Raw genomic sequence first — 11,878 nt, forward strand, 5'->3', positions numbered from 1 at the left:
TGTAACCAAAAATGGTGACCGGACACCCCTTTACGAAACCTTTATAGAAACGATACCTTCGCTTAGTTATAATCAGCGCAAAAAAAGGGGCACTGCCGGTGCCCGGAACTAGGGAAAAGATGCTGCAGACGATGATGGGCAAGGTGTTCGGCACCAAGAACGACCGGGAGCTGAAACGCTACAAACGGGCACTCAAAAAGATCAATGCGCTCGAAGCGACATATGAAGCGATGGACGATGCGGCACTGCAGGCTGCTTTCGAAGAACTGAAAATGGCCGTGCGCGCCGAAGAGAAGAGCCTCGAAGAGGTCCTTCCCGACTCCTTTGCCATCACACGCGAAGCAGCCAAACGTACCCTGGGAATGCGTCACTTCGACGTCCAGATGGTCGGCGGTATGGTCCTGCACGAGGGACGCATTGCTGAGATGAAAACGGGGGAGGGTAAGACCCTCGTTGCCTCCCTTCCTGTCGCGCTTAACGCGATGACGGGCAAAGGCGTCCACGTCGTCACGGTCAACGACTACCTCGCGCAGCGCGACGCCACGGAGCTTACGCCGCTGTACGGGTTCCTGGGCTACGAGGTCGGTACGGTCCTTGAGGGCGAATACGACCCGCAGGTCAAACGTGCCCACTACGCCGCCGACATTACCTACGGGACGAACAACGAGTTCGGGTTCGACTACCTGCGTGACAACATGAGCTTTTCCCGCGAACAGATGGTGCAGCGTGGCCACCATTTCGTCATCGTCGATGAAGTGGACTCCATTCTTATCGACGAGGCGCGGACCCCGCTGATCATCTCCGGCCCGACCAACCGCACCCTTGACAACTACGTCCGCGCCGATGAGATCGCCAAGCAGCTCTCGAAAGAGACCCACTTTACCGTTGACGAAAAAGACCGCCTCGTCCTCATCACCGAAGAGGGTATCGCCAAGGCCGAAGAGCTCTTCGCCGTCGACAACCTCTACAGCCTGGAGAATTCCGCCCTGTCGCACCACCTCGACCAGGCGCTCAAGGCCAACTACATCTTCGAGATCGACGTCGATTATGTCGTCAAGGACGGCGAAGTCGTCATCGTCGACGAATTCACTGGCCGCCTTTCCGAAGGGCGCCGCTACTCCGAGGGGCTGCACCAGGCCCTCGAGGCCAAAGAGCGCGTGCAGATCAAGGAGGAGTCACAGACCCTCGCGGACATCACCTTCCAGAACTACTTCCGCATGTACGACAAGCTGGCGGGGATGACCGGTACAGCGCAGACGGAGGCGACGGAGTTCGCCCAGATCTACCGCCTCGACGTCGTCTCCATCCCGACAAACGTCCCGGTCGTCCGTGAAGACCTCAACGACCTTATCTACAAGACCGAGCTCGAGAAGTTCCAGGCGTCCATCGAGAAGATCAAGGAGCTCAATGCCAAAGGGCAGCCGGTCCTCGTGGGTACGGCCTCCATCGAGAAGTCCGAAGTGCTGCACGAGCTGCTGAAGCGCGAGAAGATCGCCCATACCGTTCTCAATGCGAAGAACCACGCCCAGGAGGGTGAGATCATCAAGAGTGCCGGCGATAAAGGCGCGGTCACGATTGCGACCAATATGGCCGGACGCGGGGTTGACATCAAGGTCAGCGACGAGATCAAAGCGATGGGTGGCCTCTACATCATCGGGACGGAGCGCCACGAGAACCGCCGTATCGACAACCAGTTGCGCGGCCGTTCCGGCCGCCAGGGCGACCCGGGGGTCAGCCAGTTCTACCTGAGCCTCGAGGACAATCTGCTGCGCATCTTCGGCTCGGACAAGATCAAAACGATCATGGAGCGCCTCGGCGTCGAAGACGGCGAGTACATCGAGTCGAAAATGGTTACCCGCGCCGTCGAGAAGGCGCAGAAGAAGGTCGAGAACCTCCACTTTGAAGGGCGGAAGCAGATCGTCGAGTACGATGACGTCGCCAACGAACAGCGCAAGATCGTCTACCGTTTCCGCAACCAGCTGCTCGACCCGGAATTCGATATTGGCGTCAAGGTCAACGAGATCCGCGAGGCGTACGTGGCGCGCGCACTGACGGAGTGCGAGATCTATGAAGGCGGTGGCCGTGAGGACTTCGACCTCGAGAAGCTCGGGAAACTGCTGCAAGAAGAGGTCCATTTCATGGTGGAGGCTGCCGACTTCGAGGGGCTCGACTTCGAAGCGCTCGCCGAGAAGCTCCTCGCCGACGTCAAAGATGAGTATGACACGAAGATGGCCGTCGTGGACGAGCCGGTCCGCCGCGACATCGAGCGCGAGATTTACCTTAAAACCCTCGACACGGCGTGGCGGGAGCACCTTTACCGTATGGATACGATGAAGACGGGTATCCGTCTGCGCGCGTATAACCAGAAAGATCCGCTTGTCGAGTATAAAAAAGAGAGTTTCAACCTCTTTACGGAGCTGATTGAGACAATCAAGTACGACACGATCAAGACCCTGCAGATCATCCGCTTCCAGCTCCGTTCGCCGGAAGAGGAGGCCGAGGCCTTCGCCCGTGCGCAGGAGATCGAACGAAAGCAAAAAGAGATGCAGATGCAGCTCAACCGTGAAAGCGACGAAGCCGCAGACGCCCCCTCCGCGAAAAAACCGGCCCGCAACGACCCCTGTCCCTGCGGCAGCGGTAAAAAATACAAGAACTGCTGCGGACAGAGCGGACCGAAGAAGGGGGCGTTTGCCTCTTGAAAAAGCAGCGCGGCCTGACGAACTACCTGTTGCGCCGCTTTCTGCGGTTTGACCGGGAGCAGCCCTTCATCTTCCTCTCCGCGATGCTCGCCTTCCTGGGCATCATGCTCGGCGTCATGGTCCTCATCATCGCCATGGCGCTGATGAACGGTTTCGACAACGAGTTCAAGAAAAAACTCACGATCATGAACTACCCGCTCACCATCGTGCCGCGCTTTTACGGCAGCGTGAACAGCGAGCTTTTGATGCAGCTCGAACAGGAGTTCCCGCAGCTGAAGTTCAGCCCCTATGTCGCCGCTTCCGTTATTGCCCGCAGCGGCTCGCAGCTGGAGGGGGGCTACCTCTTCGGGGTGGACTTCAAGGCCGAACGGGAGGTTAACCCGGTCGTTGCGAAGGGGCTCGAGACGCTGCCGGAAGGGAACTTCAAGGTCCTTGTCGGCGAAGCGCTGCTCGAAGCGTTTGCCCTCGGCGAAGGGGACCGGCTGATGTACATCTTCACCCAGATCGAACCGGGCGGGCTGGCGGTGACGCCGAAGCTCAAGCGTTTCGTCATCGCCGGCAGTTTCGATTCGGGTCTGAGCGCCTATGACAAGGCCTACAGCTACACCGATCTGCACTCGCTGCAGACGATCATGCACCTGCCCGATAACGTCTATGACGGCATCCACATTATGACCGACGATCCCCAGAAGGTGATAGAGGAGGTGCGTTCAGTCCTGCCCGAAGGCGTGCGCATCAAGGGGTGGTGGGAAGACAACGTCAACTTCTTCGCGGCGCTGGAGCTGGAAAAACGTTCGCTCTTCATCGTGCTGATGCTTATCATCCTGATCGCAGCCGTCAACATCATCTCTTCGCTGCTGATGACGGTGATGAATCGCCGCAGCGAGATCGCGCTGCTGATCTCCCTGGGGGCCTCCCCGGCGCAGATCAAGAAGCTCTTTTTGAAACTCGGTGTCGTCATCGGCATCGGGGGGATTGTTACCGGGGCCATTCTCGGGCTTTCGGGTGTATGGGTGCTGCAGACCTTCGACATCATCACGCTGCCCAAACACGTCTACCCGACGGCCCGCCTGGCGCTGGACCTCTCCTGGCAGGATTTCCTCTCCATCCTCGGCGGGGCCTTTGCCATCGTTGTACTCTCTTCGTGGTACCCGGCGAAGAAAGCGAGCGAGGTCGATGTCCTGACGGTGCTGCGCAACGAATAGCGTTGGCGCTCCGGCGCCTCTTTTTCCCTCTTATTCCTCCAATCCATGACAAAATTGTTACATTTATAATAACATTATCGATAATCACTATCAAATTAAAGCTTCTTTGAAGAATATCTTTTGCATACTATCAAAACGATTATGATTATCAATAATGGAGTCAAGATGAAAATAGGAACGTTTACGGGACTCGGAATCCTACTGGTGCTGCTCGGCGGCTGTAACGAATCGAACAAGAGCGGTCTCGATCCGCAGAGGGTAGCGCTCGGCGAGGCGTTTTTCAATGATACGAACCTCTCAAACACGGGGAATCAGGCCTGCGCCTCCTGCCATGACGCGGGACGCGCTTTCAGCGAAGCGCGTACGGCAACGGCTCAGAACGATTTCGGTGCCGTCTCCATCGGTGACGACAATGTTTCCATCGGCGACCGCAACGCGCCGTCCGCGATGTACGCGGCGTTCTTCCCGGCGTTTCATTTTGACGACGAGGCGGGCGAGGGCGAAGGGAGCGGCGGCCTCTGGCTGGGCGGCCAGTTCCACGACGGCCGGGCGGCAGACCTTAAAGCGCAGGCGAAGGGGCCGTTTTTGAACCCGGTCGAGATGCAGATGCCCGATTTCAGCAGTGTCGTGGCGCGGGTCAGGGCGAACCCTGCTTACGTCACGGAACTCGAAGCACTCTACGGCGACAGTGTCTTCGACGACGATGCCGTGGCCTACGACGCGATCGGGGAGGCTATCGCCACCTTTGAGAAGAGCGACGTCTTCGCACCCTTTGATTCGAAATACGACCGCTGGCTCAAAGGGGAGGCGGATCTTACCGAGCTGGAGCGTACGGGGCTGGAGATGTTCGTGCGCGCCGACAAAGGCAACTGCGCGGCCTGCCATCCCAACGTCGGGACGGGCGGCACGCCGGCCCTCTTTACAGATGCGACCTTCGACAACCTGGGGGTCCCCGTCAATGAAGCGGTCCGCAGCAACCCGAACAACCCGCTGAGCGCCGTGGCGGATTACCGCGACCTCGGTCTGGGGGGAACGACGGGCGATCCCTCCCTCGACGGCGCGTTCAAGGTGGCGACGCTGCGCAACATCGCGGTAACGGGACCCTACATGCATAACGGCGTCTTCAAGACCCTCAAAGCGGTGGTGCATTTCTACAATACCCGTGACGTGACCGGCGCGCTCAACCCGGAGACAGGACTGCCGTGGCGCACGCCGGAGGTGCCCGAAACGATCAACATCGACGAGCTCGGCAACCTGGGGCTGAGCGACGAGGAGGAGGATGCCATCGTCGCCTTCCTCAAAATCCTGACAGACGCCCGTTACGAATCGCTGCTGTAGCGATTGATTCGGCCCCGCCATTGCGCTATACTATCTAGAAAACAATGGAGGGGCCATGTCCGTAGAGGGGCTGATGCTGAGTGCCGCCGCGCTGCTGCTAATCGTGACGGCGGGACTTTTTTACCTTATTGTACGGCGGATCGGGCGTGCCCAGCGCGATGACAATGCGCGAATGGACAAACTCAGCGAATCGCTGATGGAGAAACTCGAATCCCAGTCACTTTCCGAAGAGCAGAAGGCGAAGATCGCCGAAGCGCTCAAAGAGATAAGGGAGCGTTGACCTTTTAAAGGATCGCCCACAGCACCAGCGGCGGGTAGACGGCGAAGCCGGCATACGGCATCCATTTCCCCAGCGGCATAATGAGCATCTCCTGCAGCGGTGCGGAGACCTCCCTCTTTTCAAATACCTGCTGCATCAGGACGATCTTTGTCGCGATATCGACCGTTTTGATAAAGAGGAGCATGACGGCGGGCAGCGCCATCCGCGTCTCCAGGATCAGCCAGATGGCAAAGTAGTAGGTGGGGTGCAGCAGAAAGAAGTAGAATATGCTTCTGTCATAGCGGCGCCGGATGCGTATGAGCATCTCCAGCATCGTCGGCGCCTTCTGCCAGGCAATCTCGAAACCTTCGAGAAGCAGATAAAAAACCGTTACCGCGACAATGCTCTCCATCTATTCCTTCCCCAATCTTTGTTAAAATAGCGCCATTATACCAAGGGCAGTGCATGAACGTTACCTACACGACGACGAATGAAGAAAATATCCCGGTCACGATCGAGGCGAACCTCGATTTTGAGCCCCAAAGCGACGATACGGTCTGGATGCTCTGGAGCTTTGCACCGCTCAAATCGCCGAACGCGGCGGGCGGGTGCAGCGAAGAGGAACGCCGTGTCCTCGATGCGATCAAGACGGAACTGAACGATCGGCTCGAACTGCGTAACGGCGCCCTGTATGCGGGCATGCGCCTGCAGGAGGGGTGGGCGGAGCTCTACTACTATGCCGCCTGGAGCAAGGGGGCGGAGCAGCAGTTCCGGGATCTTTTCAAGCAGCACGGCTACGGCCAGATAGAATACGGGGCGACCCGGGATACCCATCACGCCTTTTATCATGACGTTCTCGTACCCGATCCCTTTGAGCTTCAGCAGGCCAAAAGCGCCGAGATCATTGCGGAACTCTCAGCGGCCGGCGATGACCTCTCCTGTGAACGCCCGGTGGAGCATTACCTCTTTTTCCAGACGCGCACGGCGATGCAGCGCGCGGCGGTGGCTCTGGCCGAAGAGGGTGTGCGTATCGAGACGGACCTGGAAGAGGAGGGGCTCTATCCCCACGGACTTATGTACGAACGCACGCACGCCTGTACCCCCGAAGTGCTTGAGGAGGTCACCCGGCCGCTGATCGAAACCGCACTCGAGGCCCACGGACACTACCTGGGGTGGAGTACCTCGCTTTCCGGAAACGAGGGGTGAGGATGCGCAAGGGCGTGCTGCTGCTGCTCTGGACGGTGGCCGCGCTACTGGTGTCGCTGCGCTACCGCGTCCGGGCCGAGGGACGGGAACACGTTCCGCCGTCCGGGCCTGTGCTGCTGCTGGGCAACCATGTCAGCTGGCTGGACTGGCTGCTGGTGCAGATCGCGCTGCGCCGCCGTCTGCTGCGCTACATGATGGAGCGCGCCATCTACGAGTGGAAAGCGCTGGGGTGGATGTTCCGGCTGGGACGGACGATCCCCGTCTCCCCCAAGGCGTCGAAGCAGGCGTTCAAAGAGGCGATATCATCGTTAAACGCAGGAGAAGCCGTGGCTATTTTTCCCGAAGGGGGCATCAGCCGGCGCTGCGAGATAGAAAAGTTTTATAGGGGATTTGAGATAATAGCGTCTCAGAGTCACGGGGGGGAAATCGTGCCGTTTTACATCGACGGGATGTGCGGCAGCCGATGGTCCTATACCCGAAAGAGCCATACCGGCCCGCGGCGTTCGCTGCGGCGCACGGTGACGGTCGTCTTCGGTGCCCCGATGCCCCTTGCCAGCAGCGCGGATTCGGTCCGCGACGCGGTCATGCAGTTAAAGGATTCGATTGCTCAATAAACCGGAATACACCCTCTTTAAAAATACGCGCTATGCCCTGAGCGGCCTCATCGAGGTGATTCGCAACGAGAGCTCTTTCAAACTGCAGCTGCTGCTCTTTTTCGGCATGGGCACCTTTGCCTGGCTGCTGCCGATCAGCCCGCTTTACAGCGCAATTTTGAGCATTTCTCTCTTTATCCCGCTCCTGGCGGAACTGGCCAACAGCGCGGTGGAGCGCGTCGTGGACCTGGTGACGCTCGAATACCATGAACTGGCCAAACGCGCCAAGGATGCGGGGGCGGCACTGGTGTTCGTTTCGCTCGTGATGACCGGCGCCATCTGGATCAGCACCCTGCTGATCGCTTTTTACTTCTGAGCCTTTTTCGCACTCGCATTGGCATCCGCCGCATACGCGCCGGGGAGTTCCGGGGTGTATCCGTTGGCGATGTCGAGGCAGCGCCGGTAGGCGGTATCGCAGGTGTCGTAACACGACGAGGAGGCGTTTTCCATTCCGTCACACTTCGCGACGCAGGCGTCGTTCCTTTCGTCGCATACTTCCATCGGGTCTCTCTCTTCGGCTTGCGCTGAAAGTGCCGCAAACAGTAGGCACGCTCCCCAAACTATCTGTTTCATCATGCGCTTTCTCCTCCCGGCTGTACGGCTGTCTATTTGGCATAGGGCAATGCAATGAGTGTCTAAATTATAGCGCTGTTTTTGCAAAAAAAGGAGTATAATTTCTGGTTTGCACTTATTTTTGTTTTGGCCGCTGCGCGCGGTCATAGTCGGGTAGCAGCCCGTGTTCGGCGCCCCTTGGCGCTTTACTATTTGAGGTCGAAATGACGATTTCTGATATCGAAATGGAAATGAAGTTGAACGGTGTGGAGGAAGCGGATGCCGCTTCGATCCTTGCGGTTTGCAAAACGAAGGGGTACGCCCCCGAAACCCTTGACGAAGAGCTGGAAAAACGGGGATACGAGCGCATCTTTACGTATGATTTTGAGAACGATGAAACCTGGGAGGACGACGAGGACGATTTCGCGCCGGTTGAACGCTTCCCCCACAAACACCGTTTCGATGATGAGTGAGCGCGTGATGGAACCGCGGCAGTTGCTCGAACACTATTATGCGATGTGGAATGATAAGGATTTCTCCCAGGCTGATGTGCTGTTGGACCCCGATGTCCGTTTCAGGGGATCGCTGGGAATCGAAGCGAACGGCCTGGCGGGCTTCAAAGACTATGCTGAGATGGTGACACGGGCGTTTCCGGCCCTTTACCACGCCGTCGAGATCACCGTCGTCGAAAATGAGAGGGCTGCTGCATACGTCTCCTATACGGGCAAGCATGAAGGTGCGCTTTTCGGGCATCCGGCTTCGGGCAACAGGGTCAGCTTCTCCGGCGCCTCTTTTTTCCATTTCCGTAACGGCAGGATCGCATCGATCAACGTGCTCGGCGACCTCAATACGCTGCTGTCACAGTTGTCATAGTCACCTTTCTCTGTTACAATCTAAACCAAAAATGCCTTTTTGGCTACGAAAGTGAGCGGCGTATTTTGAAGAAACGGACCTTCCTGGCGATCTTATGTTTAGTGGCGTTCAGTGCGCTGGCGGCTGTGGAGACGGCCGCGCAGCAGCCCCCTGTCGTCGAAACACCGGCCGAAGTGAGCTGGAGCGACGAAGAGGCGGACGCGGGCGAGATCGGCACGAAACAGGTGATCGGGAAGGTGGAGAAGGTGTTTGTCGAACCGGGTGGCTTTGTCCTCGACGGCAGGATCGACACCGGTGCCAATACGACCTCCATCGGCGCAGAAGAGCTCCAGATCATCAATGAAGACGGCCAGGACTGGGCCCTGTTCAACGTGAACGGAAAACCGATCCGTGCCAAGGTCGTCCGTTTTGTCAAAATCAAGCAGCACGGCGCCCCCTCGCAGCGCCGGGCGGTTGTAATGCTCAAACTCACCCTCAGTGACGTGACCCAGGCGGTCGAGGTGACCCTGACCGACCGGAGCAACTTCAAATACAAGATCCTCATCGGGGTCAATTTCCTGCATGATCACTTCATCGTCGATGTCAGCCGAAAATATATCAAAGAGCTGGTGGAAACACCGTGATATCGTCACGTTTTCAGGTATTGATGATCGCCATGCTGCTGGCGATGGCGGGGCTCTTCGTCTCCTGGTACAAGGTGGTGTACCTGGGTGTTCCTGTTACGCCCCATGACAAGCGATCCGTCTTTACGGTCACGGCGGAGGTGGACCTGGAAGGTACCGGCAGTGCCGCGTCGGTCTCGCTGCGCCTCCCGTCGCAGCAGCCGGGCATGAAGATCCTTGAGCGGGAGGGGGAGGCCGGCGAGTTCGGCATGACGACCGCCTCCATGCAGGACGGAGAACTGCTGCACTGGACGAAACGGCAGTTTGACGACAAGAGCAAGCTTTTTTATAAGGTAAGGGTCACGCCCGAGCCGCTCTACGAGCCCCAGGAACGCAAGGATATGTGGGACACGACCCCCGCATACGACGACACGCAGTTCTGGGATGCATCGGAACAAGCCGCGGCGGCGGGGATCCTCAACTTCGCCCGGGAGCATTCGGCCGATGGGATCTCCCTGGCGGCACAGCTAATCGATATGTTCAACACCGAAATGCCGACCGATGCGGTCAAAGAGCTCCTGGCGAAGAAGAACGAGACGACAGCTTCTCTGGTCATGGCACTGCTGGCACGGGAAAAGGTTCCCTTCCGCAAGGTGCGCGGCATTATGCTCGAGGACGGGCAGAAAAAACGGCGGGCCGTGACCCTGCTGGAGGTCAAAGGGACGGACGAGACGGGCTATTTCAGCTTCAAGTCGGGGCAGATCACGCTGCCGGAGAACTTCTTCGTCTGGTCGCTCGGCAACCGGGCAATGATGACGACCAAGGGGATTGCCAAAGCGCGGCTGCGCTTCTCGGTCAGCGAGGCGAAAGTGGCGGCCTCGATGCTCAGCAAGCGCGAAATGCTGCGGCAGGGGAACGATTTTCTGAACTTCTCGCTCTACACCCTGCCGAGCTCACAGCAAAACGCCTTCAAGCAGTTGCTGCTGATCCCGATCGGCGCGCTGGTGGTCGTCATCTTCCGTATCCTGATCGGGATCCGCACCATGGGGACCTTCATGCCCGTCCTGTTTGCCCTCGCCTTCATCCAGACGACGCTGCTCAGCGGCCTGGCGATGTTCTTCGTCATCGTCGCGAGCGGCCTGATCGTACGCAGCTACCTCTCCCGGCTCCAGCTGCTGCTGGTGGCGAGGATATCCGCCGTCATCATCGTCGTGATCAGCATCATGTCGATCATGAGTATCATCAGTTTCAAACTCGGTATCGACGAAGTGCTCAAGATCACCTTCTTCCCGATGATCATCCTCTCCTGGACGATCGAGCGGATGTCGATCCTCTGGGAGGAGAGCGGGGCGCGGGAAGCGCTGACCCAGGTCGGCGGTTCACTGATCGTAGCGATCGCCGCCTCTTTTGCGATGGATAACGACTTTGTGCGCCACCTGACATTCACCTTCCCCGAACTGCAGCTGCTCGTCCTGGCCATGGTCATCCTGATCGGCCGCTACACCGGCTACCGTCTTTCCGAACTGGTGCGTTTCGCACCGATGGCCGGGCGATGAAACTGGTGACCTTCGGTGCGCTGCGGCGCAAAGGCATCATCGGGATGAACTACCGCAATATCGAACTGATCGGCCGCTATAATCCCCGCAAACTCTACCCGATGGTCGATAACAAGCTGATGACAAAAGAGCTGGCCACCGCTTCGGGGGTACCGGTGACGGAACTGTATGCGACCATTGAACGCCAGTCCCAGCTGCGCGACCTTCATAACATCCTCGCCCCCTATGAGAGCTTTGTCGTCAAACCCGATTACGGCAGCGGCGGGAAGGGGATCGTCGTCATCACCCACCGCGAAGGCGATACCTTTATCAAAGCCAGTGGCGATGCGCTCTCACTGTCGGACCTGCGCAAACACTTCTCCAATGTCCTCAGCGGCCTTTACTCGCTGGGCGGCCGGTACGATACGGCGATCATCGAAAAAGTCGTCGCCTTCGACCCGATGTTTGCCAATTACAGTTTCGAAGGGGTGCCGGACATCCGCATCATCGTCTACCGGGGCTACCCGGTGATGGCGATGATGCGCTGTCCGACCAAGGAGAGCGACGGGAAAGCGAACCTGCACCAGGGGGCCGTCGGCGTCGGATTGAGCCTGAAAGACGGTTCGGCGCTTTCGGCGGTTATCCACGACCGCCCCGTCACGCATCACCCCGATACCCATCACGATTTCGCCCACCTTCAGGTCCCCCAGTGGGAAGCGGTGCTGTCGATGGCGTCATCGTGCTATGAGATGACGGGCCTGGGCTACCTGGGGGCCGACATCGTTTTTGACAAGAACGACGGTGCGCTGCTGTTGGAACTCAATGCCCGGCCGGGCCTGGCGATCCAGATCGCCAACGGCATGGGGCTTCGGGGGCGGCTGGAGACGGTGGACCGTCAAAAACAGACGCGGGATGCCCATGAGCGCGTGCTTTACAGCATGAACTATCTCGAATAA

The 11,878-nt window shown here is 58.5% G+C and carries 14 protein-coding genes; 12 read left to right on the forward strand and 2 right to left on the reverse strand.

What is annotated here, in order from left to right; all coding sequences use genetic code 11:
• Window positions 1-119 precede the first annotated feature (119 nt).
• The 4 genes from secA to LOH54_RS05970 all read left to right on the forward strand — a co-directional run bounded on the left by secA (window position 120) and on the right by LOH54_RS05970 (window position 5,522).
• Window positions 120-2,699 carry a preprotein translocase subunit SecA gene (secA, locus tag LOH54_RS05955; RefSeq protein WP_283949358.1) on the forward strand — a complete coding sequence of 860 codons (2,580 nt, stop codon included), beginning with the start codon at window positions 120-122 and terminating at the stop codon, window positions 2,697-2,699.
• On the forward strand, window positions 2,696-3,904 hold the full coding sequence (locus tag LOH54_RS05960) for an ABC transporter permease (RefSeq protein WP_231021122.1): 1,209 nt from the start codon (window positions 2,696-2,698) through the stop codon (window positions 3,902-3,904). The genes secA and LOH54_RS05960 overlap by 4 nt, the downstream gene beginning before the upstream one ends.
• Before the next feature lie 165 nt (window positions 3,905-4,069).
• Entirely contained in the window at window positions 4,070-5,242 is a 1,173-nt protein-coding gene (locus LOH54_RS05965) for a cytochrome-c peroxidase (protein ID WP_231021123.1), read from the forward strand.
• A 55-nt stretch (window positions 5,243-5,297) separates the two neighbouring features.
• Window positions 5,298-5,522 carry a hypothetical protein gene (locus tag LOH54_RS05970; protein WP_231021124.1) on the forward strand — a complete coding sequence of 75 codons (225 nt, stop codon included), beginning with the start codon at window positions 5,298-5,300 and terminating at the stop codon, window positions 5,520-5,522.
• A gap of 4 nt (window positions 5,523-5,526) precedes the next feature.
• Here the strand turns inward: LOH54_RS05970 and LOH54_RS05975 are convergent, their stop codons facing one another.
• The gene (locus LOH54_RS05975; protein WP_231021125.1) at window positions 5,527-5,913 is read right to left on the reverse strand and encodes a hypothetical protein; all 387 of its coding nucleotides are present in this window, start codon (window positions 5,911-5,913) and stop codon (window positions 5,527-5,529) included.
• Window positions 5,914-5,966: 53 nt separating this feature from the next.
• Between LOH54_RS05975 and LOH54_RS05980 the strand changes: the two genes are divergently transcribed.
• Genes LOH54_RS05980 through LOH54_RS05990 form a run of 3 tightly spaced genes read left to right on the forward strand, consistent with a single transcriptional unit; the run spans window position 5,967 to window position 7,676 of the window.
• The gene (locus LOH54_RS05980; RefSeq protein WP_231021126.1) at window positions 5,967-6,707 is read left to right on the forward strand and encodes a DUF695 domain-containing protein; all 741 of its coding nucleotides are present in this window, start codon (window positions 5,967-5,969) and stop codon (window positions 6,705-6,707) included.
• A 2-nt stretch (window positions 6,708-6,709) separates the two neighbouring features.
• Window positions 6,710-7,321 (forward strand): 1-acyl-sn-glycerol-3-phosphate acyltransferase, encoded by a 612-nt coding sequence (locus tag LOH54_RS05985; protein WP_231021127.1) that lies wholly within the window; start codon window positions 6,710-6,712, stop codon window positions 7,319-7,321.
• Window positions 7,311-7,676, forward strand: coding sequence for a diacylglycerol kinase (locus LOH54_RS05990; protein ID WP_231021128.1), 366 nt, complete (start codon window positions 7,311-7,313; stop codon window positions 7,674-7,676). Before LOH54_RS05985 ends, LOH54_RS05990 begins: the two co-directional genes overlap by 11 nt.
• On the opposite strand, the gene LOH54_RS05995 is transcribed toward LOH54_RS05990, so the two are convergent.
• A complete protein-coding gene (locus LOH54_RS05995) occupies window positions 7,667-7,933 on the reverse strand; it encodes a hypothetical protein (RefSeq protein ID WP_231021129.1) in 267 nt (88 codons plus the stop codon). The genes LOH54_RS05990 and LOH54_RS05995 overlap by 10 nt on opposite strands.
• A gap of 224 nt (window positions 7,934-8,157) precedes the next feature.
• Here LOH54_RS05995 and LOH54_RS06000 point away from each other — a divergent pair, with 224 nt between their 5' ends.
• The 5 genes from LOH54_RS06000 (at window position 8,158) to LOH54_RS06020 (ending at window position 11,878) form a co-directional block, all read left to right on the forward strand.
• Window positions 8,158-8,385 (forward strand): hypothetical protein, encoded by a 228-nt coding sequence (locus tag LOH54_RS06000; protein ID WP_231021130.1) that lies wholly within the window; start codon window positions 8,158-8,160, stop codon window positions 8,383-8,385.
• Window positions 8,378-8,785, forward strand: coding sequence for an ester cyclase (locus tag LOH54_RS06005; RefSeq protein WP_231021131.1), 408 nt, complete (start codon window positions 8,378-8,380; stop codon window positions 8,783-8,785). The genes LOH54_RS06000 and LOH54_RS06005 overlap by 8 nt, the downstream gene beginning before the upstream one ends.
• Window positions 8,786-8,850: 65 nt before the next feature.
• Complete coding sequence (locus LOH54_RS06010) at window positions 8,851-9,408, forward strand: ATP-dependent zinc protease family protein (protein WP_231021132.1); 558 nt, start codon at window positions 8,851-8,853, stop codon at window positions 9,406-9,408.
• On the forward strand, window positions 9,405-10,943 hold the full coding sequence (locus LOH54_RS06015; RefSeq protein WP_231021133.1) for a UUP1 family membrane protein: 1,539 nt from the start codon (window positions 9,405-9,407) through the stop codon (window positions 10,941-10,943). The genes LOH54_RS06010 and LOH54_RS06015 overlap by 4 nt, the downstream gene beginning before the upstream one ends.
• Window positions 10,940-11,878, forward strand: coding sequence for an alpha-L-glutamate ligase-like protein (locus LOH54_RS06020; RefSeq protein ID WP_231021134.1), 939 nt, complete (start codon window positions 10,940-10,942; stop codon window positions 11,876-11,878). The genes LOH54_RS06015 and LOH54_RS06020 overlap by 4 nt, the downstream gene beginning before the upstream one ends.

The sequence above is a fragment of the Sulfurimonas sp. HSL-3221 genome, from assembly GCF_021044585.1.
Classification (GTDB): Bacteria; Campylobacterota; Campylobacteria; order Campylobacterales; family Sulfurimonadaceae; genus Thiomicrolovo; species Thiomicrolovo sulfuroxydans.